This is a genomic window from Streptomyces sp. SCPE 10, from assembly GCF_051980735.1.
Lineage (GTDB): Bacteria > Actinomycetota > Actinomycetes > Streptomycetales > Streptomycetaceae > Streptomyces > Streptomyces misionensis.
Map to the genome: position 1 here is coordinate 4,315,399 of NZ_CP197069.1, position 23,389 is coordinate 4,338,787.

The window sequence follows — 23,389 nt, forward strand, 5'->3', positions numbered from 1 at the left end:
GCGGCCGCCGCGGGTCAGCCGAGCGGGTCCGGGATGCCGGCCGGCCGGAGCAGCCAGCCGAAGTCGCCGAGGCCGCCGCGCGCGGTCAGCTCCGCGGCCTCGCCGGCGCCCGCGAGGGCCCGCACATAGGCGGCGGGGTCCGTGGCGGCCAGCGTGAGCGGAGGGCGTGCGCCGGTGATACCGAGGGCGTGCAGGGCGTCGCGCTGGGTGAGCAGCCGTGCGGGGGCCGGAAGCGCCGCCGCGCAGGCGTCCAGGGCGACATGGGCGGTGATGTCACAGCTGCCGTCCGGCACCGGCCTCGTCTCGCGGCCCTCACGGAAGCCGGTGAGGGTGCCGAACGGGGGGCGTGCGCCGGCGGTGTGCGCGTAGTCGACGGCCACCGCGAGCCCCCGCACCACGCGTTTGGCGGCCGCCGCCCACGCCTCGTCGCGGGGCCGGCCCAGCTCCGCGCGCAGCCCCGCCTCGGCCGGCAGCGGCCACCAGCGCGCCAGCCAGTCCGCGTCCGCGCCGGTCACCGGCCCGCCCGGCCGCTCGGCGCCGTCGTCGCCGACGAGCACGTACCGGGGCACGCCCGCGGCGTCCGTCTCGACCACGTCCACGGGCACGTTGTCCAGCCACTCGTTGGCGAACAGCAGCCCGGTGACCGACGCGGGCGGCGCGTCGCGCCAGGCGACGCGCGCGTCCAGGCCGGCGGGGCGGCCGGCGATCTCGACGGCGTACGGCCGCACCCGGCCGGCCACCTCGTCCGGCAGCGCGCGGAGCACCCCGGTGACCAGTTCGCCGCGCCCGGCCCCCATGTCCACGAAGTCCAGCGCCGCGGGCCGCCCCAGCGCCGCGTCGACCCGGCACAGCAGCTCCGCCACGGCCGCCGCGAACAGCGCCGACGCGTGCACCGACGTGCGGAAGTGCCCGGCGGGCCCCTCCGGCCGCCGGTAGAAGCCGTCCGGGCCGTACAGGGCGGCCTCGGTCGCGGCCCGCCAGCCGTGCGGGCCCGCGCCCGGTGCGCGCCGCCGCTCACCCGTCCCACCGTCCGTCACCGGACCAGGGTAGGCACACAGTTGATCATCTCCTCCACCTTGGGGAGTACGTGCGCGGGGCCCGGATCGGTCCTCCGGTTGACCCGGTCGGGCATTCCGTTTCCCTACTCTGGGTTACGTGCAGCGCCTCTACGACTTCCTCCGCCGTCACCCGACCGGGGTCGACTCCTTCTGGGCCGTCGTCCTGTTCGGGCTGTCGGTGCTGAGCGAGGCCAATCTCCAGGGGTCGCCGGCGCACCGGGCACCGCTGGCCGCGGCGGTCGCCGTCTCCGCCGTCCTGTGCCTCGTCGTCGCGCTGCGCCGCAGGTTCCCGGAACCGATGCTGCTGGTCGCGCTCGCCACCGGCCTCGCCCAGCTGGTGCTGGACGTGGAGACGTCCGTCGCCGACTTCGCCATGCTGGTGATCGCCTACACGGTCGCCACCATGGGGGCGCGCTGGGCGTCCCGGCTCGCCCTCGTCGCCAGCTTCTGCGCCGCGCCCATGGCGCAGCTGCGCTGGCCGGCGGAGCATTCGAGCTTGCTCGGCCGCCTCGCCATCGTGGTCTTCCAGACCGTGCCCTTCGCGCTCGCCTGGGTGCTCGGCGACTCCATGCGCACCCGGCGCGCCTACTTCGAGCAGCTGGAGGAGCGCGCGGCCCGGCTGGAGCAGGAGCGCGAGGCGCAGTCCAAGGTCGCCGTCGCCGCCGAACGCGCCCGGATCGCCCGCGAGCTGCACGACGTGGTCGCGCACAACGTGTCCGTGATGGTGGTGCAGGCCGACGGCGCCGCCTACGTCATGGACACCGCCCCCGACCAGGCCAGGACGGCCCTGGAGACGATCTCCTCGACCGGCCGGCAGGCCCTCGCCGAGATGCGCCGCCTGCTGGGCGTGCTGCGCACCGGGGAGCACCAGGAGGGCGGCGAGTACGTCCCGCAGCCCGACGTCGAGCAGATCGACGAGCTGATCGAGCAGTGCCGCGGCTCCGGGCTGCCCGTCGACTTCAAGGTGGAGGGCACCCCGCGCCCGCTGCCCAGCGGGGTGGAGCTGACCGCGTACCGGATCGTGCAGGAGGCGCTCACCAACACCCGCAAGCACGGCGGGCCCAACGCGGGCGCCAGCGTCCGGCTGGTCTACTTCGACGACGGCCTCGGCCTGCTCGTGGAGGACGACGGCAAGGGCGCCCCCCAGGAACTGTACGAGGAGGGCGGCGCCGACGGCCGCGGGCACGGCCTGATCGGCATGCGCGAGCGCGTCGGCATGGTCGGCGGCACCCTGGACGCCGGGCCGCGGCCGGGCGGAGGATTCCGGATCAGCGCCCTGCTGCCGCTCAAGCCGGCGCACTGACGAACGAGGACAGGGAAGAAGGACACGGATGACGATCCGCGTGATGCTCGTCGACGACCAGGTGCTGCTGCGCACCGGGTTCGGGATGGTGCTCGCCGCCCAGCCGGACATGGAGGTCGTCGCCGAGGCGGGCGACGGTGTCGAGGCCCTGGAGAAGCTGCGCGCCACCGCGGTGGACGTGGTGCTGATGGACGTCCGCATGCCGAAGCTCGACGGGGTGGAGACCACCCGGCGGATCTGCGCGCAGCCGGACCCGCCCAAGGTGCTGATCCTGACCACGTTCGACCTGGACGAGTACGCCTTCTCCGGGCTGAAGGCGGGCGCCTCCGGCTTCATGCTCAAGGACGTGCCGCCCGGCGAGCTGCTGGCCGCCATCCGGTCCGTGCACAGCGGTGACGCCGTGGTCGCGCCCTCCACCACCCGGCGGCTGCTGGACCGCTTCGCGCCGATGCTGCCCTCCGGCGGCGGTGACCCCCGGCAGAAGGAGCTGGAGCGGCTCACCGAGCGGGAGCGCGAGGTGATGGTGCTGGTCGCGCAGGGCCTGTCCAACGGGGAGATCGCGGCGCGCCTGGTGCTGTCCGAGGCGACCGTGAAGACCCATGTCGGACGCATCCTGACCAAGCTGGGGCTGCGCGACCGGGTGCAGGTGGTGGTGCTGGCGTACGAGACCGGCCTGGTGCGCGCGGGCGGCCTCGGCTGATCCCCGCACCGCGTCCCGGGGCCTCGGCCGAGCCGTGCCCCGGCCGGGCGGTTCAGCGCAGCAGCCCCTCGATGAAGTCGCTGCCCAGCCTGGCCACCGCCGAGAGGTCCAGCTGGTGCTGGACGTACCGGCCGCGGCGGCACTGGGTGATCAGGCCCGCCTTCTTCAGCACCGCCAGGTGCCGGGATATCTCGGGCGCCGACATGCCGTACGCGTCGGCCAGTTCGCCCGTGGTGTGCGGGGCGCGCGCCAGATAGCGGCACAGCCGCATCCGCACCGGGTGGGCCAGCGCCTCCAGACGCCGGGTGAGTTCGGCGACGGACGGGGCCTGCGGGCGCGGGCCGCTGAGCGGGTAGCTGATCACGGGCTGCCAGCCGTACCGGTGCAGGACCAGGACGTGGGGGCGGCCGAGGCTGGTCGGCACCAGCACCAGGCCGCCGTCCCCGGTGGCGGTGCGCACCACCGGCAGCTTGTCGACGGTGATCAGCGCGGCCTCCTCGTCCACCGAGAACGCCCCGGACAGCGAGCACAGGGCCTCGGTCAGGCCCCTGCGGCGCAGTAGTTCGGTGCGGTGCCGGGCCTCGGCGGCGAGCTGGGGCTGCACCCGGGCCCAGGTGTCCGCGAAGAAGGCCTCCTCGCAGTCGAGCAGCAGCTGTCGCAGCCAGGCCCGGATGGCCGGCGGGTCCTCCAGCAGCCGGCGGGTGAACCGCTCCTGCATCGGGCCGCGCGCGGCGGCCATGTCCAGGGCGCGCCTGCGCAGCACCGGGTCGTCCAGCGTGCCGGGCCGGGGGGTGTCGCCGCGCACGCCGCAGGTGAACTCCAGGGCGGCCTGCACGAACTGGTCGTCCGTCAGTTTGTCGAGCAGCTCCAGGTCCTCGGCCAGCGTGGCCCCGGGGAGCACTCGGTCGCCGGGGACGCCGGCGAAGGCCCAGAAGACGTCCGAGAACGTCGTACGCCACAGGAAGTCCGCCTCGCACAGCCGGTCGGCGAGGTGGGGGCTCAGCCGGGAGGAGACGGCGGCGGTCCAGCCCCCCAGCTCCGGGTGGTGGCCCGGTTCGCTGAGCACGTGCAGCGCCATCCCCAGCTCGGCCAGCGGCGAGGGCACGACGGAGATCCTCGCCCACCTGTCGGCCTCGGGGGCACTCCCGTCGGCGGCCAGGCCGGTGATGTCGATGGTCACGCTCATGCCCCCATCGTGCACCGGACCACCGACAACGCCTCGTGGATTGACGGCAGCGGTCAATCCACGGGACATCGGCGCGGGGCCCGCGCAGCCTGGGGGCATCCACGTTCCCGGAAGGCGACCGCCATGAGCATCACCCAGCAGTACCTCCTCGACCTGCACCGCGCCCGCGCCCACGGCACGCCCCACCCGCCCGCGCCCGGCCGGCACGACCTCGCGGTGCTGCGCGCCGTCGTGCGCCTGCTGCGCCGCCGGGCGTCGTAGCGCGCCCGGCACGATCCAAACGAGAGGCCCTAGCAGGCACCTCCGGACGACGGCAGCCGTAGCACGAAGTCCCGTACGGCCGCCCGTACTTCGTCGGCCGTCCACTCCAGGCCCGCGGCCCGGACGCTGACCTCCGTGCAGGCCAGCCCGGGAGCGGCGGCGCCGGACCAGCCGGCCTCGAAGAGCGCCACCGAGGTCTCCTCCGCCTGGCGCAGCGCGGCCTCGGCGACCACCTCGGGCTCGTACGGCAGCCACACCTGGAACTCGTGGGTGTGCGGCACCTCGGGGTGCACCCGCGCCCACGGCAGGCCGGCCTCGGCGAAACCCTCGCGCAGCGCGGCGGCGACCACGCGCGCCTGGCGCACGTACGCGGGCAGCCTCGGCAGCTCCCGTTCCAGGCCGATGAGCGCGGACAGCGCGGTCGGGAACTGCTGGAAGATCATGCCGCCGTACCGGTGCCGCCAGGCCCGCGCCTCCTCGACCAGCGTGGCCGGCCCGGCGAGCGCGGCGCCGCCCAGGCCGTCGAGGGACTTGTAGAACGACACGTAGACGCTGTCGGCCAGACCCGCGATCTCCGCAAGGGGGCGCCCGAAGTGCTCGGTGCACTCCCACAGGCGCGCGCCGTCGAAGTGCACCACCGCCTCGCGCTCCCGGGCCACCGCCACCGCCTCGGTCAGCTCCTCCCAGGTGGGCAGCACGAAACCGGCGTCCCTGAGCGGCAGTTCGAGCATCAGCGCGCCGAACGGCTCCGCGACGTCGCGTATCTCCGCCGCCGTCGGCTGCCGCCGCCCGCCGCCGACCCGGACCGGACGCAACCCGCTGACCTGGCTGAACGCCTGCCGTTCGTGCAGCTCGGGATGGGCCAGCGGGTGCAGGGCCACGGCGGTGTCGCCGGTGCGGCCCGCCCAGCAGCGCACCGCCACCTGCTGGGCCATGGTGCCGGTGGGGAAGAAGACGGCGGCCTCCATGCCGAGCAGGGCGGCGGTCCGCTCCTCCAGGGCGGCCACGATCCGGTTGCCGTACACGTCGGCCGGTTCGTCCAGGTCGTACACCTCGGCGCCCGCCCCGGTCAGGTCCGCCAGGCGCTCGCGGATCGTGCCGCCCCAGCGGGCGCCGCCCAGCCTGCGCGCGTCCCGCCGCCGTACGGCCGCCCACCGCTCCCGCCTGAGGTCTTCGTCCGAATGCTCCGGAGTCCCCGAGGGTCCCGTCGGCTCGTCTGCCGGGTGCGTGCCGGCCGCGTCAGTGTCAGTCATGCGGGGATCATGCCGCGCGGGGTGCCCGCGGGGCAGCCGAATATCCGGGCCCCGGGCGCGGGCGGGACCGCGTGGTGAAACCCACAGCCTGTGGACAACCGGTCGGCGGCGGACCGAGATAGCGTTAACATGACGAGAAATCGTCCGGTACATCGTCCGGTACCCGAAGCGGACTGGAACGGGAAGGCCGCCGTCGCGTGAGTACAGTCCACCAGCAAGACCTCAAGGACCGCCCCGCGCGGCTCACCGTCGGCGTCGTGGGCGCCGGCCGCGTGGGCCCCGCGCTGGCCGCGTCCCTCCAGCTCGCCGGGCACCGCCCGGTCGCCGTCTCCGGCGTCTCCGACGCCTCCCGCAGGCGTGCCGAGACCCTGCTCCCGGGCGTGCCCCTGGTGCCGCCCGCCGAGGTCCTGGAGCGCGCCGACCTGGTGCTGCTCACCGTCCCCGACGACGTGCTGCCCGCACTGATCGCCGGCCTCGCGGAGACCGGCGCGGTGCGCCCCGGCCAGCTGCTGGTGCACACCTCCGGCCGGTACGGCACCAAGGTCCTCGACCCCGCGCTGCGCGCCGGCGCGCTCCCGCTCGCCCTGCACCCGGCGATGACCTTCACCGGCACCCCGGTGGACGTCCAGCGCCTCGCGGGCTGCTCCTTCGGCGTCACCGCGCCCGAGGAGCTGCGGCTGGCCGCCCAGGCCCTGGTCATCGAGATGGGCGGCGAACCGGAGTGGATCAGCGAGGAGAACCGCCCGCTCTACCACGCGGCCCTCGCGCTCGGCGCCAACCACCTGGTGACCCTGGTCGCCCAGTCCATGGAGCTGCTGCGCACGGCCGGTGTCGAGGCCCCCGACCGGATGCTCGGCCCGCTGCTCGGCGCCGCCCTGGACAACGCCCTGCGCTCCGGGGACGCGGCCCTGACCGGACCGGTCGCGCGCGGTGACGCGGGCACCGTCGCGGCGCACATCACCGAGCTGAGCAGGCACGCCCCGGGCACCGTCGCCGGCTACCTGGCGATGGCCCGCGCCACCGCCGACCGCGCCCTCGCGTCCGGGCTGCTCAAGCCGGAACTCGCCGAGGACCTGCTCGGCGTACTGGCCGACGGCGACGGCACCCACGGCACCGGCAGCGGCCGCGCGGACGGCGACGGCACCGACGGCACGAACGGCACCGAGGGGAACGACCGATGACCACCGTCCTGCTCCGCACCGCCCAGGAGCTGCACGCCCGCCCCCGCGAGGGCCGCCGCGCCGTCGTGATGACCATGGGCGCCCTGCACGAGGGCCACGCCAGTCTCATCCGTGCCGCGCGCCGGATCGCGGGCCCGGACGGCGAGGTCGTCGTCACCGTCTTCGTCAACCCGCTCCAGTTCGGCGCGGGCGAGGACCTGGACCGCTATCCGCGCACCCTGGAAGCCGACCTGAAGGTCGCCGAACAGGCCGGTGCCGACGCCGTGTTCGCCCCCTCCGTGGACGAGGTCTACCCCGGCGGCGACCCCCAGGTCCGCATCACCGCGGGCCCCATGGGCGAACGCCTGGAGGGCGCCTCCCGCCCCGGCCACTTCGACGGCATGCTCACCGTCGTCGCCAAACTGCTCCACCTCACCCGCCCCGACGTCGCCCTGTACGGCCAGAAGGACGCCCAGCAGCTGGCCCTGATCCGGCGCATGGTGCGGGACCTGAACTTCGGCATCGAGATCGTCGCCGTGCCGACCGCGCGCGAGGCGGACGGGCTCGCCCTGTCCAGCCGCAACCGCTTCCTGTCGCCCGACGAGCGGCGCACCGCGCTCGCGCTGTCCCGCGCCCTGTTCGCGGGCCGCGACCGGCACGCCGCGCAGGAGGCGCTGCGCGCCCGCGCCCGCGAGGTGCCCGCCACCCAGGCGCGGGCCGAGGCGCTGAGCGCGATAGGGGAGTCCCGGGCGGCGGCCGACGCGCACGCGGTGGCCACGGCCTCCCCCGGCGGCCCGGCGGCCGTCCGCGCCGCCGCCCGCCAGGTGCTGGACGACGCCGCCCACTACGACCCGCCGCTGGAACTGGACTACCTCGCCCTGGTCGACCCGTCCGACTTCACGGAGATCGGCGACGACCACACCGGCGAGGCGGTGCTCGCGGTGGCGGCCCGGGTCGGCGCCACCCGGCTGATCGACAACATTCCGCTCACCTTCGGACCCCTCGGAGCCGCCTCGTGACCAGCACAGGCATACGACTGCACGCGCCCGCCCCCGGCTGGGCCATCGAGGCGGACGTGGTCGTCGTCGGCTCCGGCGTGGCCGGCCTGACCGCGGCCCTGCGCTGCGAGGCCGCCGGGCTCACCACGGTGGTCGTCACCAAGGCCCGGCTGGACGACGGCTCCACCCGCTGGGCGCAGGGCGGCATCGCGGCCGCCCTCGGCGAGGGCGACACCCCCGAGCAGCACCTGGACGACACCCTGGTGGCGGGCGCGGGCCTGTGCGACGAGGAGGCGGTACGGCTCCTGGTCACCGAGGGCCCGGATGCGGTACGGCGGCTCATCGCCACCGGCGCGCACTTCGACGAGTCCGCCGAGGGCGCCCTCGAACTCACCCGGGAGGGCGGCCACCACCGCCGCCGGATCGTGCACGCGGGCGGCGACGCGACCGGCGCGGAGGTCTCCCGCGCCCTGGTCGAGGCGGTCCGCGCGCGCGGTCTGCGCACCATCGAGAACGCCCTGGTCCTGGACCTGCTCACGGACGCCGAGGGCCGCACCGCCGGGGTCACCCTGCATGTGATGGGCGAGGGCCAGCACGACGGCGTGGGCGCGGTGCACGCCCCCGCGGTGGTGCTCGCCACCGGCGGCATGGGCCAGGTGTTCTCCGCGACCACCAACCCGTCCGTGTCCACCGGCGACGGCGTGGCTCTGGCGCTGCGCGCGGGCGCCGAGGTCAGCGACCTGGAGTTCGTCCAGTTCCACCCGACCGTGCTCTTCCTCGGCCCGGACGCGGAGGGCCAGCAGCCGCTGGTCTCCGAGGCGGTGCGCGGCGAGGGCGCCCACCTGGTCGACGGCGACGGCGTCCGCTTCATGCTGGGCCGGCACGAACTGGCCGAACTGGCGCCGCGGGACATCGTCGCCAAGGCCATCACGCGGCGGATGCAGGAGCAGGACGCTCAGCACATGTTCCTGGACGCCCGGCACTTCGGCGCCGAGATGTGGGCGCACCGCTTCCCGACCATCCTGGCCGCCTGCCGCGCCAACGGCATCGACCCGGTCACCGAGCCCATCCCGATCGCCCCGGCCGCCCACTACGCCTCCGGCGGCGTGCGCACCGACGTCCACGGCCGCACCACCGTGCCCGGCCTGTACGCGTGCGGCGAGTGCGCCTGCACCGGCGTGCACGGCGCCAACCGGCTCGCCTCCAACTCCCTCCTGGAGGGCCTGGTCTACGCCGAGCGGATCGCCGCGGACATCGCCGCCGAGCGCGCCGCGCACGGCCTGCGCGCCCGCGTGCCCGCGCCCGTCGCGCACCCCGAGCAGCCGGCGCACCCGCTGCTCGCCCCCGAGACCCGGTTCGCCATCCAGCGGATCATGACCGAGGGCGCGGGCGTGCTGCGCTCGGCCGGGTCCCTGGCCCGGGCCGCGGACCAGCTCCAGCGGCTGCACACCGAGGCCCGCGAGGCGCTCACCGAGCAGGGCAAGACCGCCGAGCCGGGCGTGGACACGTGGGAGGCCACCAACCTGCTGTGCGTGGCCCGTGCGCTGGTCGCCGCCGCCCGGCTGCGCGAGGAGACCCGCGGCTGCCACTGGCGCGAGGACCACGCCGAGCGCGACGACGCGAACTGGCGGCGCCACATCGTCGTACGGCTCGATCCGGACCGTTCGCTGGCGGTGCGCCCCACCGACACCGCAGACTTCCCCCCTACCCGGTAACACCAGCGCCTCAGGAGCAGTGACAGACGTGAGCACCGACGACCTTCCCCTCGTGACGACCGGCGGCTGCGGCGACGGCTGTGCCTGCGGTGCGGAGGACCACGAGGAGTACCTGGAGTGCGGGCTCGATCCCGCGCTCGCCGAACTGCTGGCGGCCGCCGGGCTCGACCCGATCGAGGTCGAGGACGTCGCCAACGTGGCCATCCAGGAGGACCTGGCCGGCGGCGTGGACGTGACCACGGTCGCCACCATCCCCGAGGAGGCCGTGGCCACCGGCGACTTCACCGCGCGCGAGGCGGGCGTCGTGGCCGGTCTGCGGGTCGCCGAGGCCGTGCTCTCCGTGGTCTGCACGGACGAGTTCGAGGTCGAGCGGCACGTCGAGGACGGCGACCGGGTCGAGGCCGGGCAGAAGCTGCTGTCGGTCACCACCCGCACCCGCGACCTGCTGACCGCCGAGCGCAGCGCGCTGAACCTGCTGTGCCGGCTGTCCGGCATCGCGACCGCGACGCGCGCGTGGGCGGACGCCCTGGAGGGCACCGGCGCCCAGGTCCGCGACACCCGCAAGACCACCCCCGGGCTGCGCGCCCTGGAGAAGTTCGCGGTGCGCGCGGGCGGCGGCGTCAACCACCGCATGTCCCTGTCGGACGCGGCCCTGGTGAAGGACAACCACGTGGTCGCGGCCGGCGGCGTCGCCCAGGCCTTCAAGGCGGTCCGGGAGTCGTTCCCGGACGTGCCGATCGAGGTCGAGGTCGACACCCTGCACCAGCTGCGCGAGGTGGTGGACGCGGGCGCCGACCTGATCCTGCTGGACAACTTCACGCCCGGCGAGTGCGCGGAGGCCGTCGGCATCGTCGCCGGCCGGGCCCAGCTGGAGGCCTCCGGCCGGCTGACGCTCGCCAACGCGCGGTCGTACGCCGAGACTGGTGTGGACTTCCTGGCGGTCGGCGCCCTCACCCACTCCTCGCCGATCCTGGACATCGGCCTGGACCTGCGCGAGGCGGAGTAACGGCCATGCTGCTCACGATCGACGTCGGCAACACGCACACCGTCCTCGGCCTGTTCGACGGCGAGGACATCGTGGAGCACTGGCGCATCTCCACCGACGCGCGCCGCACCGCCGACGAGCTGGCGGTGCTGCTCCAGGGCCTGATGGGCATGCACCCGCTGCTCGGCGAGGAGCTGGGCGACGGCATCGACGGCATCGCGATCTGCGCCACCGTCCCGTCGGTCCTGCACGAGCTGCGCGAGGTCACCCGGCGCTACTACGGCGACGTCCCGGCCGTGCTGGTCGAACCGGGCGTCAAGACGGGCGTGCCGATCCTCACCGACAACCCCAAGGAGGTCGGCGCCGACCGCATCATCAACTCGGTCGCGGCGGTCGAGCTGTACGGCGGCCCGGCGATCGTCGTCGACTTCGGCACGGCGACCACGTTCGACGCGGTCTCCGCGCGCGGGGAGTACGTCGGCGGGGTGATCGCGCCCGGCATCGAGATCTCCGTGGAGGCCCTGGGCGTCAAGGGCGCCCAGCTCCGCAAGATCGAGGTAGCCCGCCCGCGCAGTGTGATCGGCAAGAACACGGTCGAGGCCATGCAGGCGGGCATCGTCTACGGCTTCGCCGGCCAGGTCGACGGTGTCGTCGGCCGCATGGCCCGGGAACTGGCCGACGACCCCGACGACGTCACGGTGATCGCCACGGGCGGCCTCGCGCCGATGGTCCTCGGCGAGTCCTCGGTCATCGACGAGCACCAGCCGTGGCTGACCCTGATCGGCCTGCGCCTGGTGTACGAGCGGAACGTGGCACGCCTCTGAGGGAGGCCGCCCCCGCCGGCCGGGCCGCCGAAGCGCGGCCGGCCGGCGGCGCCCCCACGGGTGGTTGTGGGGCGAGTGGGTGGGAAAGCAGCCCCGGTCGAGGGAAACCCATGGCGACACATCATCCCGTTGTGTCACTTTTGTCCGATTAGCGGTAGCGTCGCCGCATGCCCACGCCATACGGATCCCGCGGCGGCATGGCGTTCGGCGCGGAGGAGCTGCGTGTGCTCCGCCGCGCCCTCGCCCTCGCCCTTCACGCCGGCCACGCGTCCGCCCAGGACGCCCAGGACTGCCTCCGGCTCGCCGAGTCGCTCGACGAGGCGATCCGCGAGGGGGCCAGACTGCGCGCCTTCCTGGTGGCCGACCTCGGCCGCTACCGGGCCGCGCTCCCGGGCACCGCGGCCGGCTATCTCGCCCTCCTGGAGGAGACGCTGGGCATCGGGTACCTGCCGGTGCCGGACGACCTCGCGGCGCTGCGGGCGCTGCGGGGCAATCCGAGGGCGGCCGACCTGCTGGAGCGCTGCCGGCCGCTGGCCGAGCGGGACGTACGGGCCCGCTTCGCCCAGGGCACGGTCAGGATCCCGGCCCCGGCCGCACCGCCCGCGCGAGCGCGCCTGCTGGCCCTCTCCGGGGGCGCGGCGCGGCAGGCCCAGGACGACGGCAAGCGGCCGTCCGAGCCCGCTCCCAAGCCGGCGCCGGCCGAGCGCCCGGCCCCCGACCCGGCGGCCCCCAAGCGCCCCATCCCCACCCCCGGCGAGGTCTTCCCCCCGCGCAAGCCCGCCGCACCGCCCCGCCAACTGGTCGGCTGACCGGCCCGCGCCGAGCCGCCCGCGCCCACCTCTCCGGGGCGCGGGCGGCTCCTTGTCCGGACGGGCCCCGCGCCCACCCGCGCCCGCGTTCCGCGGAGTGCCCCGAACGGCCCCGCCCGCCCCCGGGGACCTGTCGGCGTTTGCGCCCCCCGCACCATTCGCCCGTTCCGCCGTGGCTACCCTGGTGCCATGGACTACGTCTCCGCGCTTGTTCCGCCGGTCGTGATGGCCGCGTTCTTCATCGGTTTGGTCCGGGTGATCGTGAAGACCCAGGGCGGGGCCGCCAAGGCCAAGGAGGACGCGGCCGTGGACGCCGCCCTCGCCCGCGCGGAGGGGACGCGCAACGCGCCCGCCGCCGGCGACGCCTGAGCACTCCCCGGAGATCACCGCGAGCCGGGAAAGCGGTACGCGTCCCGGCTCGTGCCCTTTTTGCCCGCATTCGTGGGCTTCGCGCACGTCCGGCACGCCATTGCCGGGATCTCCCACTATTGTCTGAGTTGTGCCTCGCCCCTTGGGAGAACTCGAAGACGCGGTCATGACGCGGGTGTGGAAGTGGAACCGCCCGGTGACCGTTCGAGAAGTCCTGGAAGACCTCCAGCAGGAACGCTCCATCGCGTACACCACCGTGATGACGGTTTTGGACAATCTCCATCAGAAGGGCTGGGTGCGCCGCGAGGCGGAAGGCCGCGCCTATCGATATGAGGCCGTCTCCACCCGCGCCGCCTACGCCGCCGCACTCATGAACGACGCCTGGTCGCAGAGCGACAACCCGGCCGCCGCGCTCGTCGCCTTCTTCGGGATGATGAGCCAGGAACAGCGCCAGGCCCTCGCGGACGCCGTACGCATCGTCCAGGGGCCGCAATCCGCGGAAGCACCCGAAGCGCGCCGGGCGCGGCCCACCGAAGCCGGGGAACCGGAAGCCGCGCGGGCGCGGCAAGAGGAGAACCCCGGCTCGGCAGAGGGCGCCGACGGGCGATAGCGTCCGCTCATGTCAGCAGCGCGTCCCGAAGTTCCCGCAAAAGCCATCACGGTCCGTCGTGCCCGCACCAGCGATGTTCCGGCCGTGCGCCACCTCCTCGACGCCTACGTCCGCGACCGCATCCTGCTCGACAAAGCCACGGTCACGCTTTACGAGGACATCCAGGAGTTCTGGGTCGCCGAACGGGACGACAACGCCGAGGTGGTCGGCTGCGGCGCACTGCACGTCATGTGGGAGGACCTGGCGGAAGTGCGCACTCTGGCCGTGAAGCCCGGCCTCAAGGGCGCGGGCGTCGGCCATCAGTTGCTGGAGAAGTTGCTGCACACCGCGCGCTGGCTCGGCGTTCGCCGCGTTTTCTGCCTGACCTTCGAAGTGGACTTCTTCGGGAAGCACGGCTTCGTCGAGATCGGTGAGACGCCGGTCGACACCGATGTCTACGCGGAGCTGCTCCGTTCCTATGACGAGGGCGTCGCGGAGTTCCTCGGACTCGAACGAGTGAAACCGAACACCCTGGGCAACAGCCGGATGCTTCTGCATCTGTGATCGTCATTGCCGCCGTGACTATGCACGGTGCCCTATGTCCGAAACGCGCAGCTTTCCGTGCCCGGAGTGCCCCGCGATCCTCTCCCAGGGGTTTGTGTTTTTCCGGCAAAAGCGGTTTGCTTTCCGACGTACTGCAGTACTGCATATAACAGGGGCGGCGAAACGGGCGGACGCGCGCACCCTGACCCTCAACGTTATCGATGAAAGGAAATCCGGTGGCACAGAAGGTTCAGGTCCTTCTTGTCGACGACCTCGACGGCGGCGAGGCGGACGAGACGGTGACGTTCGCGCTGGACGGCAAGACGTACGAGATCGATCTCACGACCGCCAATGCGGACAAGCTGCGCGGCCTTCTCGACCCTTATGTGAAGAGCGGTCGGCGTACCGGGGGCCGTGCCTCCGGCGGCCGTGGAAAGGCCCGTGCCGCCGCCGGCGGCAACCAGGACACCGCGGCGATCCGCGCCTGGGCCAAGGAGAACGGCCTGGAGGTCAACGACCGGGGCCGCGTTCCCGCGTCCATCCGCGAGGCGTACGAGAAGGCCAACGGCTGATCCAGCGGCCGATTACCGGTACCACGACCGATCACCGGTCCGACGGTACGACCCTCCCGGCGCGGCCGGCGGCCCGCCGCAGCCGGACGCGGTGGCAGCACGCCGCCACCGTGTCCACCAGTCGTACGAGATCGGGGGCGTGCTCCTCGCGCCCCAGGGCCGGCATCGCGGGCAGTGAGGCCTCGGCCTCGCGCCCCGGCTCGGGGGGCCGCAACCACACGGCGGCCCCCTCACGGCATACGGAAAGCCCCCGCGAGCGCGCCCCCGGAAGACCCCGGGAAGGCCCCTCGGCGGACGACGGCGGCCATCCGGGCGGCAGTGGGGCCAAAAGAGCGTCCCCCGCCCCCAGGGCCCGCAGATCGAGCGTGACGGCGCCCCACTCCAGCCACTCCAGCAGTCCCGGCAGCTCCTCCGCGCTGCCCGCGGCCACCAGCAGCTCCATCCGGTCGCCCCGCAGGGCCACCGGCGAGCCCGGCGCGAGATGCCGGAGCGCCCCCGCGCCCGCCTCGGCCGGCACGTCCAGCACGTCGAACCGCACCCCGGTGGGCAGCCGCGGCGGACGTCCGGGAACGGCGGCCCAGCCCAGCTCGCGCTCGTACCAGCGCCGGACACCGCGCCACCCCGCGGCCCCGGGGTGGCGGGCGGCGGACGCTCCCGGTTCGACGGGACGGCGCGGAAGGGGGACCGTGGAGGGCGTGGAGACCGAGCCAGCCATGCCAGTGCAACCGGCGGGACGGGCCGGGAGTTACGCTGGGTGCCCCGTCGATTGCGCACCGTGCTCGAAATAGGGGCGTGCGGGGGCGGGGGGAGCCGCAAGGTTGTTCGCCCATAGCGGAGGGAACCGGTGCGCGCGGCATGGAGTGTCCGTCCCAGCGGGTAAGACATGCCTAGTGGGAGGGGGCGACGTGCGGGCGAGGCGGCCTCCCGTTCGCCATCGGCGTAGTGGCGAGTGGGGTAACTGCCTGGCCTGCGGGAACATCGTCTCGCACCATCGGGTTGGAGCAGATGTCGGCGTTCGGGGTCAGGAGGCCATCGACGGTGTCGGCAGTTGGAATGAGCGGTCCCCGCTTGCGGGACTAAGCTGCGGAAGGACAGGGAGGGGAAGTTCCCCCCACTGCCTGACCGCTCTGAGGAGCGATTAACGATGTTCGAGAGGTTCACCGACCGCGCGCGGCGGGTTGTCGTCCTGGCTCAGGAAGAAGCCCGGATGCTCAACCACAACTACATCGGCACCGAGCACATCCTCCTGGGTCTCATCCACGAGGGCGAAGGTGTCGCCGCTAAGGCCCTGGAGAGCCTCGGCATTTCGCTCGAGGCGGTCCGCCAGCAGGTGGAGGAGATCATCGGCCAGGGCCAGCAGGCCCCGTCCGGTCACATCCCCTTCACCCCCCGTGCCAAGAAGGTCCTGGAGCTGTCGCTCCGCGAGGCCCTTCAGCTGGGCCACAACTACATCGGCACGGAGCACATCCTGCTCGGCCTGATCCGTGAGGGCGAGGGCGTCGCCGCCCAGGTCCTGGTCAAGCTGGGCGCCGACCTCAACCGGGTGCGGCAGCAGGTCATCCAGCTGCTCTCCGGCTACCAGGGCAAGGAGACCGCCACCGCCGGCGGCCCCGCCGAGGGCACCCCCTCGACGTCCCTCGTCCTGGACCAGTTCGGCCGGAACCTCACCCAGGCCGCCCGTGAGTCCAAGCTCGACCCGGTCATCGGGCGCGAGAAGGAGATCGAGCGGGTCATGCAGGTGCTGTCCCGCCGTACCAAGAACAACCCGGTGCTGATCGGTGAGCCCGGCGTCGGCAAGACCGCCGTCGTCGAGGGCCTCGCCCAGGCCATCGTCAAGGGCGAGGTGCCCGAGACGCTGAAGGACAAGCACCTCTACACCCTGGACCTCGGCGCCCTGGTCGCCGGCTCCCGCTACCGCGGTGACTTCGAGGAGCGCCTGAAGAAGGTGCTCAAGGAGATCCGCACCCGCGGCGACATCATCCTGTTCATCGACGAGCTGCACACGCTGGTCGGTGCGGGTGCCGCCGAGGGCGCCATCGACGCGGCTTCCATCCTGAAGCCGATGCTGGCCCGCGGTGAGCTGCAGACCATCGGTGCCACCACGCTGGACGAGTACCGCAAGCACCTGGAGAAGGACGCGGCCCTGGAGCGCCGCTTCCAGCCCATCCAGGTCGCCGAGCCGTCCCTGCCGCACACCATCGAGATCCTCAAGGGCCTGCGCGACCGGTACGAGGCGCACCACCGCGTCTCCATCACCGACGAGGCGCTGGTCCAGGCCGCCACCCTGGCCGACCGGTACATCTCGGACCGCTTCCTGCCGGACAAGGCCATCGACCTGATCGACGAGGCCGGCTCCCGGATGCGCATCCGCCGGATGACCGCGCCGCCGGACCTGCGCGAGTTCGACGAGAAGATCGCCGGTGTCCGCCGGGACAAGGAGTCCGCGATCGACTCGCAGGACTTCGAGAAGGCCGCCTCCCTGCGCGACAAGGAGAAGCAGCTCCTGGCCGCCAAGGCCAAGCGGGAGAAGGAGTGGAAGGCCGGCGACATGGACGTCGTCGCCGAGGTCGACGGCGAGCTGATCGCCGAGGTCCTCGCCACGGCCACCGGCATCCCGGTCTTCAAGCTGACCGAGGAGGAGTCCTCCCGCCTGCTGCGCATGGAGGAGGAGCTCCACAAGCGGGTCATCGGCCAGAACGACGCCGTCAAGGCGCTGTCGAAGGCGATCCGCCGTACGCGTGCCGGTCTGAAGGACCCGAAGCGCCCCGGTGGCTCGTTCATCTTCGCCGGCCCGTCCGGTGTCGGTAAGACCGAGCTGTCCAAGGCGCTCGCCGAGTTCCTCTTCGGCGACGAGGACGCGCTGATCTCCCTCGACATGTCGGAGTTCAGCGAGAAGCACACGGTCTCCCGTCTCTTCGGTTCGCCCCCCGGCTACGTGGGCTACGAGGAGGGCGGCCAGCTGACCGAGAAGGTGCGCCGCAAGCCGTTCTCCGTCGTGCTGTTCGACGAGGTCGAGAAGGCCCACCCGGACATCTTCAACTCGCTGCTGCAGATCCTGGAGGACGGTCGCCTGACCGACTCCCAGGGCCGGGTCGTGGACTTCAAGAACACGGTCATCATCATGACGACCAACCTCGGCACCCGGGACATCTCCAAGGGCTTCAACCTGGGCTTCGCGGCCTCGGGTGACACGAAGACCAACTACGAGCGCATGAAGAACAAGGTCCAGGACGAGCTGAAGCAGCACTTCCGGCCCGAGTTCCTCAACCGTGTGGACGACGTCGTCGTCTTCCCGCAGCTCACGCAGGAGGACATCCTGCGGATCGTCGACCTGATGATCAGCAAGGTGGACGAGCGCCTGAAGGACCGGGACATGGGCATCGAGCTGTCCCAGTCCGCCAAGGAGCTGCTGTCCAAGAAGGGCTACGACCCCGTGCTGGGCGCCCGGCCGCTGCGCCGCACCATCCAGCGCGAGATCGAGGACAGCCTCTCCGAGAAGATCCTCTTCGGCGAGCTGCGCCCCGGCCACATCGTGGTCGTGGACACGGAGGGCGAGGGCGACACCGCGACCTTCACCTTCCGCGGCGAGGAGAAGTCGGCCCTGCCGGACGCCCCGCCGATCGAGCAGGCGGCGGGCGGCGGCCCGAACCTGAGCAAGGACGCGTGAGCCTCCGGCGGCTCAGCTGAAAAAAGGGGCCGGTGCCTTCGGGCACCGGCCCCTTTCAGCGTTCTTCCACGGTGAGTTCCGCGTTCGGGAAGAGTTCCCGGTATCCGGAGGCCGGGATGGAGGTCCCGGACTGGTGGGTCAGGGTTACCGTCCGCAGACCCGGCAACCGCAGAGCCAGGGGGGAGAGGTCCTCGGCGCCGGTCACCACCGGGACCTGAAGCTCTTCGACGCCGGGAAGCTCCGGCATGTGGTCGAGGGAGTGCGGGAATTCCCGAAGAATGTTTCCGTTCACGTAGAGCCCGGTAAGGCCCGGAAGTTCCGCGACTTCTCGCCAGTCGGCGGCCGTCGGTTCCGTGGTCAGTGGTCCGAGGCTCAGTGTGCGCAGACCGGTCCAGTGCCTCAGCCCGCGCAAACCAGTGCTGTCGGTGCTGTTCTTTCCGAGGAAGAGGAAATCCAGTGGCGCGTCGACCGGCAGGGTGGCGGTGAGGTCGTCGCCCGGCAAGTGCTGGCTCACGGAGAGCGTGGTGAGGGAGCGCAGAGACCGCAGACCTGTTATGTCGACGATGTCCGAGCAGCCGAAGTGAGTGAGCGGAAGCGCGGAAAGACGATCCAGCCCGACCACGTTCGAGCAGCGTGTCACCTGGAGCCCGTTCAACGAGGTGAACGGTAGTAGCGCGCCGAGCTCCGTGAGGTCAGGGTTGTCCCAAAAGACGAGCAACGTCACCGCTTCGCGTGTCGATACCGTGGCCAGGATGTCCTCGACTCTGTGCGCGCCTTTGAAGGCAAGCCCGTGCCATGGCTTCATCCTGGCCATGAGCGCACGTTGCCCGGCCGACCCGATCTCCAGGAGAAGGCCGTCACGGTCCAGGTGGTCCAGCACCTCGGCCGCGTACCGCCCGGCGTCGAACCGGCGCCACGTACCGACGAGTTGTCGCCGCACATCCAGATCCGGATGCTCTCGGAACCGCCGCAGCACCCCCAGTGCCCCCTCCGGCTCCGCCTCGCCGAGGAGGGACGCGGTGATCACCACGCCCAGTGACTCCGCGTCCGTCAGCCCGTCCGGGCCCGGCAGCAGCTCCAGCACCAGCGGGCCGGCGCCGGCCAGGGACCGCGCGTCCTCCTTCGTCCGCGGCGGGATCAGGGCCGCCGCCCGCTCCTCCACCTCCGCCCGCACCCCCGCGTCCAGGGCCACCGCGTGCTCCAGGCAGGCCAGGGCCAGCAGGGTCAGGCGGGGGGTGTCCCGGGCGAGCAGCTGCCGCAGCAGCCAGGCCCGTTCCCGGGGGCGTGCGTGGGCGACGGCCATGCGGACGACGTCCTCCCACTGGGTGTCGTCGGCGTGGCCGAGCAGCACCTCCAGGTGCCCCTCCTCGACCGCGTACCGCGCCCCCAGGTAGTCCTGGAAGGTGCGGTGGACGAAGTCCACGACGCCCTGTGCCGGCTGCCGGAGCAGGCCACTGCGCAGCAGCAGCTCCCGCAGGACCGCCGGCGCGTCGCCGCCCGCGGAGGCCACCGCCGGAAGGCACCGCTCCACGATGCCCTCCGCCGTGCCGGCGTCCATCTCCGTGCGGCCGCTCAGCACCAGCGCGTACGCGAGCCGTTGCAGCAGCTCCAGCTGGGCCTCCTCGCCCAGTTCGACGGCCATGCCCCGCTCCCGGTCCCGGCGCGCGAGCAGCATCGTGAGGGCGGCGTCGTACAACTCCTTGCGGCCGGTCGGGAGATAGCCCCGGCGTTCGCGGTGCAGGGCGCAGATCAGGCCGCACATCAAGGGGTTGGTGGTCAGCCGGGACAGATCGCGCTTCGTGCGCAGGGAGTCCAGCAGCGGCGCCTCGAACTCCGGTGCGCGCGCCGCCTCGTGCCAGCGGTGGACGAAGGTCGCCACCTCCGAGCGGCGCATCGGGGCCAGGGTCAGCTCCCGGAAGCCCTCCTGGGCCAGCCAGTCGGCGCGGACGGCGGTCGGGCGGGAGGTCAGCAGCCAGTGGTTGCCGGGGTAGGCCGCGAGGAGGGAGCGCAGCCAGTCGCGGGTGCGGTGGCGGTCGGCGGCCGGTATCTCGTCCAGGCCGTCCACCAGGACCAGGCCCCGGCCCGCCGTGAGCACGCGCTCGGCCCAGCCCTCCGGCGGGGTCAGCGGGCAGCCCACGGCCTTCAGGAAGCCGTCCGGGGCGGGCAGGGCGCCGGTGCGGATCAGGGTGCGCAGGGGGAGGACGTAGGGGACGCGGTCGCCGTCGCGGGCCGCGGTGACCGCGAGCCACTGCACCAGGGTGGTCTTGCCGGAGCCGGCGTCGCCGCGCAGCAGCACCCGGTCGTCGGCGAGCAGCGCCTCCTCGGCCCGCAGCCGGCCGGTGACGGCCGGTGGGTGCTCGCCGGTCGCCGGGTGGGGCGGGGACTCCCCGGCCGCCGTCGCCTCCAGGCTCAGGTAGGCGACTTCCAGGGGCCAGCGGTCCGGGGAGTCGTGCAGATCGACGCCGTAGATGGTGATGTGGTTGTGGCGGTCGGCCACGTACGGCAGGTAGCGGCGCTCGAAGGCGGTGTCCCGCCCGTCGGGGCGCGGGGTGCGGACGATCAACTCGTCCACCTTGGCGATGAGTTCGGCGTGGGCCCGGCTCTGCTCCACGAGGGTGCGGGCCACGAAGGACGACCGCCGGGTGAAGAACTCCAGGATCTGCAGGCAGGCCCATTCGGTCGCGGAGTCGAGGAAGTGGCGGGCGTCCGCGGAGAGGCCGTCGAAGGCGGTCGAACCGTCGCTCAGCCGTCTCGCCAGGTCGTGGTACCCGAGGCGCACCGCCTGCACGTCGTCCATCTCCAGCTCGCCGAGCGTCAGCAGTCGCCTGGCCAGCGCATCGGCCACCGCATCCCGCTCGTCCGCCGGGAACGGCGCCTCGCCCGGGGACTCCACCGCCCGGTCCACGATCCGCCCGGCGAGCCGGTGGACGTCCTTCTCGCCGAGCGTGCGCTTCTCGCCCCGGAAGGTCACCAGCGCGGACAGCCGCACCGGCCTGTCCACCAGGCCCGCCCCAGGACCGTCCTGCACGATCAGCTTCCGCACCAGCGGGCCGATCGCCGCGGACGCCAGCTTGCCGCCCAGTACCGTCGGCTCCATCCGCCACCCCCGTGGTCGTACGACGTCCCGAAGACTACGGATGGAGCCTAACGGGGTTACGACAACTGACCGTCGTAGTCGGGCAGTTTGAAGGTGCGGTCGGCGTGGCCGCCGGAGAGGTCGGTGGCGCTGTTGCCGATGTCGGCGATGATGTCGTAGCCCTTGCTCTCGATGTCGGCGCGCTGGGCCGTCTTGTAGTCGGCCACGTTCCTGAAGAGGTCGAGGAGGCCGCGCACGTAGAGGCCGGAGACCCGGTAGCCGTCGTACTCCAGGTTCCACTTGGTGGGCGCCTCGATGATGCCCGGGCGGGCGGTGACGAAGAAGAGGGAGACGCCGTGCTCCTGGGCGTACTCGGCGACGTCCAGGACCGGCTTGTTGGCCGCCTGCGGGACCTGGAGGCCGAGGTCGGTCGCCAGGGCGGTGTTGTCGATGTCGAGGACGATGGCCTGCTTCCCGCCCGGCGCGGCCTCGGCGATGCGCTGCTTGACGTAGGGCAGCGCCTGGTCCATCACCGTCCGGCAGTCCTGCTGCCAGGTGGCGTAGTCGACCTTGCCGGTGGTGGCGCTCGCCGTCGCCGCCGGGTCGTCGGCCGGGGCCGGGCGGGCGTCCGCCGCCCGGGCCGGGACGGCCACGGCGGCCAGGGCGGCCACGGAGACGGCGGTCACGGTGATGCGGCGCGCCAGGGGGCCTGTGGTCATCGGTGGGGGTCCTCTCGCATCCGTCCCGAAGATGGCAGGTGCATGATCTGCGGTGCGGGTGGCGCGAGGGGAACCGTAGGGTTACCGGACGGTAGGTGGACAGGGGGCTGCGTCACATTCGCGGCCGTGCGCATGGGCCGGCCCGGTGATAAGGCGCACAGGCGAAATGTCCCTTACTACCCCTGATAGTGGGATGCGCCGCCCGGGTAAAGGGTGGGCAAAAGACATGTTCGCCTCTGAACCCCGGGGCAAAGACGCACGTCGGGGGCGTAGGTGCCCGGTGGTCGCCGGGTCGTCAAGGCAGTGACGGGTGGGTGGCCCGCTACTACCGCGCGCCGTAGAAGCGTCGCTTTTACCCGGCGGGGCGATCGGTTACCAAGGGATGGCCACCGCGGCGAACGTCTGTACGCCGGGTGGCCGATCTGTCCCCGATTTCACGAGGTCCCGATGATCAAGCGCTTCACGTCCCGTGCTCTCCGTACGTCCTCGCTCCGTACCCGTGCCGCCGTTCTGGCCGCCGGTGTCGCTGTCCCGGTCGTGCTGGGCGCCGGAGCCGCGAGCGCCGCTCCGTCGGCCGCCTCCTGGGTCGACCCGGTGAAGAAGTACTCGCTGTCCGCGGGCTTCAACCAGTCCGGCGCCCACTGGGTCGCCAAGCACAGCGGCCAGGACTTCGCCGTGCCGACCGGCACCGACGTCGTCGCCGTGCACGGCGGCACCGTGGTCAAGGCCGGTCCCAACGGTGCCGGCGACGGCCCCGCGTACGGCAACGCCATCGTGATCAAGCACGAGAACGGCGTCTACTCCCAGTACGCGCACCTGTCCCGCGTGGACGTGCGCATCGGCCAGACCGTGAAGGCCGGCCAGCACATCGCCCTGTCCGGCTCCACCGGCAACTCCACCGGCCCGCACCTGCACTTCGAGATCCGTACCACCCCGAGCTACGGCTCTGCCCTCAACCCGCTGTCCTACCTGCGCGGCAAGGGCCTCAAGGTCTGAGCGGACGCTACCGGCGCGCGTGCTCGTGCGCCTGGGTGACCTGGTCCAGGGCGACCTCCAGAACGGCCGCGCGCTTCTTCTCGACGTCGCCCTCCAGGTCCTGGAGCAGGAACATGCCGGCGTGCAGGGTGAACAGCGCGCTGACCGAGCGCACCTGGTCGACCAGTTCGGCGTCCGGGTCCAGCAGGATGTCCCGCAGGCAGCGCATCCGGTCCTTGAAGGAGTCGCCGATGCGCAGCTCCCGCACCGTCGCCTGGTTCTCCTGCATGAAGCGGAACAGCGGCTCCGCGTGCGAGAGGGCCTGGCTGTAGCGCCGTACGATCTCCCGCTTCGTCTCCAGGGTGTGCGGCTGGTCGCGACCCCACTCGATCAGGTCCATGATCGGCTGCGTCAGGTCCTCGAAGAGGCTGACGATGATCTCTTCCTTGGTCTTGAAGTGGTAGTACAGGGCCGCCTTGGTGACGTCGAGGCGCTCCGCGATCTCGCGCAGAGAGGTCTTCTCGTAGCCCTGCTCCGCGAAGAGTTCGAGCGCGACGTCCTGGATGCGCTGGCGGGTGTTGCCGCGGCGCTGCTGCTTGGTGCCGTCCATGGTGCCGCCCATCCTCG

General features: G+C 72.7%; 22 protein-coding genes. 15 read left to right on the forward strand and 7 right to left on the reverse strand.

All coding sequences use genetic code 11. The features are described from left to right. Window positions 1-14 precede the first annotated feature (14 nt). On the reverse strand, window positions 15-1,037 hold the full coding sequence (locus ACSP97_RS20035; protein WP_440553647.1) for an SAM-dependent methyltransferase: 1,023 nt from the start codon (window positions 1,035-1,037) through the stop codon (window positions 15-17). 118 nt (window positions 1,038-1,155) lie between these two features. Between ACSP97_RS20035 and ACSP97_RS20040 the strand changes: the two genes are divergently transcribed. Both ACSP97_RS20040 and ACSP97_RS20045 read left to right on the forward strand, forming a co-directional pair. After that, the gene (locus ACSP97_RS20040) at window positions 1,156-2,361 is read left to right on the forward strand and encodes a sensor histidine kinase (RefSeq protein ID WP_355149740.1); all 1,206 of its coding nucleotides are present in this window, start codon (window positions 1,156-1,158) and stop codon (window positions 2,359-2,361) included. Window positions 2,362-2,389: 28 nt separating this feature from the next. Continuing rightward, window positions 2,390-3,061, forward strand: a complete 672-nt coding sequence (locus ACSP97_RS20045; protein ID WP_180330009.1) for a response regulator — start codon at window positions 2,390-2,392, stop codon at window positions 3,059-3,061. Window positions 3,062-3,113: 52 nt separating this feature from the next. Here the strand turns inward: ACSP97_RS20045 and ACSP97_RS20050 are convergent, their stop codons facing one another. After that, window positions 3,114-4,247 (reverse strand): DUF5937 family protein, encoded by a 1,134-nt coding sequence (locus tag ACSP97_RS20050; protein WP_355149742.1) that lies wholly within the window; start codon window positions 4,245-4,247, stop codon window positions 3,114-3,116. 123 nt (window positions 4,248-4,370) lie between these two features. On the opposite strand from ACSP97_RS20050, the gene ACSP97_RS20055 reads away from it, so the two are divergent. Beyond that, the gene (locus ACSP97_RS20055) at window positions 4,371-4,508 is read left to right on the forward strand and encodes a hypothetical protein (protein ID WP_355149827.1); all 138 of its coding nucleotides are present in this window, start codon (window positions 4,371-4,373) and stop codon (window positions 4,506-4,508) included. A gap of 29 nt (window positions 4,509-4,537) precedes the next feature. Here ACSP97_RS20055 and ACSP97_RS20060 read toward each other — a convergent pair whose 3' ends face one another. Beyond that, window positions 4,538-5,761, reverse strand: coding sequence for a threonine aldolase family protein (locus ACSP97_RS20060; protein WP_355149744.1), 1,224 nt, complete (start codon window positions 5,759-5,761; stop codon window positions 4,538-4,540). Window positions 5,762-5,958: 197 nt separating this feature from the next. On the opposite strand from ACSP97_RS20060, the gene ACSP97_RS20065 reads away from it, so the two are divergent. From ACSP97_RS20065 to ACSP97_RS20110, 10 genes are all read left to right on the forward strand, one after another. Further along, on the forward strand, window positions 5,959-6,942 hold the full coding sequence (locus ACSP97_RS20065; RefSeq protein WP_440553650.1) for a Rossmann-like and DUF2520 domain-containing protein: 984 nt from the start codon (window positions 5,959-5,961) through the stop codon (window positions 6,940-6,942). Next, the gene (panC, locus tag ACSP97_RS20070; protein ID WP_355149748.1) at window positions 6,939-7,940 is read left to right on the forward strand and encodes a pantoate--beta-alanine ligase; all 1,002 of its coding nucleotides are present in this window, start codon (window positions 6,939-6,941) and stop codon (window positions 7,938-7,940) included. The genes ACSP97_RS20065 and panC overlap by 4 nt, the downstream gene beginning before the upstream one ends. Next, window positions 7,937-9,634, forward strand: coding sequence for an L-aspartate oxidase (locus ACSP97_RS20075; protein ID WP_364731015.1), 1,698 nt, complete (start codon window positions 7,937-7,939; stop codon window positions 9,632-9,634). Before panC ends, ACSP97_RS20075 begins: the two co-directional genes overlap by 4 nt. A 28-nt stretch (window positions 9,635-9,662) precedes the next feature. Next, a complete protein-coding gene (gene nadC, locus ACSP97_RS20080) occupies window positions 9,663-10,640 on the forward strand; it encodes a carboxylating nicotinate-nucleotide diphosphorylase (RefSeq protein ID WP_355149752.1) in 978 nt (325 codons plus the stop codon). A 5-nt stretch (window positions 10,641-10,645) separates the two neighbouring features. Beyond that, window positions 10,646-11,443, forward strand: coding sequence for a type III pantothenate kinase (locus tag ACSP97_RS20085; RefSeq protein ID WP_070022481.1), 798 nt, complete (start codon window positions 10,646-10,648; stop codon window positions 11,441-11,443). Between the two features lie 197 nt (window positions 11,444-11,640). Next, window positions 11,641-12,252 (forward strand): hypothetical protein, encoded by a 612-nt coding sequence (locus ACSP97_RS20090; RefSeq protein ID WP_355149823.1) that lies wholly within the window; start codon window positions 11,641-11,643, stop codon window positions 12,250-12,252. Between the two features lie 189 nt (window positions 12,253-12,441). After that, entirely contained in the window at window positions 12,442-12,621 is a 180-nt protein-coding gene (locus tag ACSP97_RS20095; protein WP_355328102.1) for a hypothetical protein, read from the forward strand. A 166-nt stretch (window positions 12,622-12,787) separates the two neighbouring features. Next, the gene (locus ACSP97_RS20100) at window positions 12,788-13,231 is read left to right on the forward strand and encodes a BlaI/MecI/CopY family transcriptional regulator (protein ID WP_382014967.1); all 444 of its coding nucleotides are present in this window, start codon (window positions 12,788-12,790) and stop codon (window positions 13,229-13,231) included. A 9-nt stretch (window positions 13,232-13,240) separates the two neighbouring features. Next, on the forward strand, window positions 13,241-13,774 hold the full coding sequence (locus ACSP97_RS20105) for an amino-acid N-acetyltransferase (RefSeq protein ID WP_180330000.1): 534 nt from the start codon (window positions 13,241-13,243) through the stop codon (window positions 13,772-13,774). A gap of 215 nt (window positions 13,775-13,989) precedes the next feature. Beyond that, on the forward strand, window positions 13,990-14,325 hold the full coding sequence (locus tag ACSP97_RS20110; protein WP_355149757.1) for a histone-like nucleoid-structuring protein Lsr2: 336 nt from the start codon (window positions 13,990-13,992) through the stop codon (window positions 14,323-14,325). Window positions 14,326-14,356: 31 nt separating this feature from the next. Here the strand turns inward: ACSP97_RS20110 and ACSP97_RS20115 are convergent, their stop codons facing one another. Continuing rightward, window positions 14,357-15,040, reverse strand: a complete 684-nt coding sequence (locus ACSP97_RS20115; protein ID WP_355149759.1) for an SCO3374 family protein — start codon at window positions 15,038-15,040, stop codon at window positions 14,357-14,359. 429 nt (window positions 15,041-15,469) lie between these two features. Here ACSP97_RS20115 and ACSP97_RS20120 point away from each other — a divergent pair, with 429 nt between their 5' ends. Continuing rightward, window positions 15,470-17,992 carry an ATP-dependent Clp protease ATP-binding subunit gene (locus ACSP97_RS20120; RefSeq protein ID WP_070022487.1) on the forward strand — a complete coding sequence of 841 codons (2,523 nt, stop codon included), beginning with the start codon at window positions 15,470-15,472 and terminating at the stop codon, window positions 17,990-17,992. Between the two features lie 55 nt (window positions 17,993-18,047). Here the strand turns inward: ACSP97_RS20120 and ACSP97_RS20125 are convergent, their stop codons facing one another. Further along, the gene (locus tag ACSP97_RS20125; RefSeq protein WP_440553656.1) at window positions 18,048-21,089 is read right to left on the reverse strand and encodes an NACHT domain-containing protein; all 3,042 of its coding nucleotides are present in this window, start codon (window positions 21,087-21,089) and stop codon (window positions 18,048-18,050) included. 56 nt (window positions 21,090-21,145) lie between these two features. Continuing rightward, window positions 21,146-21,787 carry an HAD family acid phosphatase gene (locus tag ACSP97_RS20130; protein ID WP_355149763.1) on the reverse strand — a complete coding sequence of 214 codons (642 nt, stop codon included), beginning with the start codon at window positions 21,785-21,787 and terminating at the stop codon, window positions 21,146-21,148. A gap of 447 nt (window positions 21,788-22,234) precedes the next feature. Between ACSP97_RS20130 and ACSP97_RS20135 the strand changes: the two genes are divergently transcribed. Next, entirely contained in the window at window positions 22,235-22,783 is a 549-nt protein-coding gene (locus ACSP97_RS20135) for a M23 family metallopeptidase (protein WP_355328106.1), read from the forward strand. Between the two features lie 7 nt (window positions 22,784-22,790). Here the strand turns inward: ACSP97_RS20135 and ACSP97_RS20140 are convergent, their stop codons facing one another. Next, window positions 22,791-23,384, reverse strand: coding sequence for a TetR/AcrR family transcriptional regulator (locus tag ACSP97_RS20140; protein ID WP_355328108.1), 594 nt, complete (start codon window positions 23,382-23,384; stop codon window positions 22,791-22,793). Window positions 23,385-23,389 lie beyond the last annotated feature (5 nt).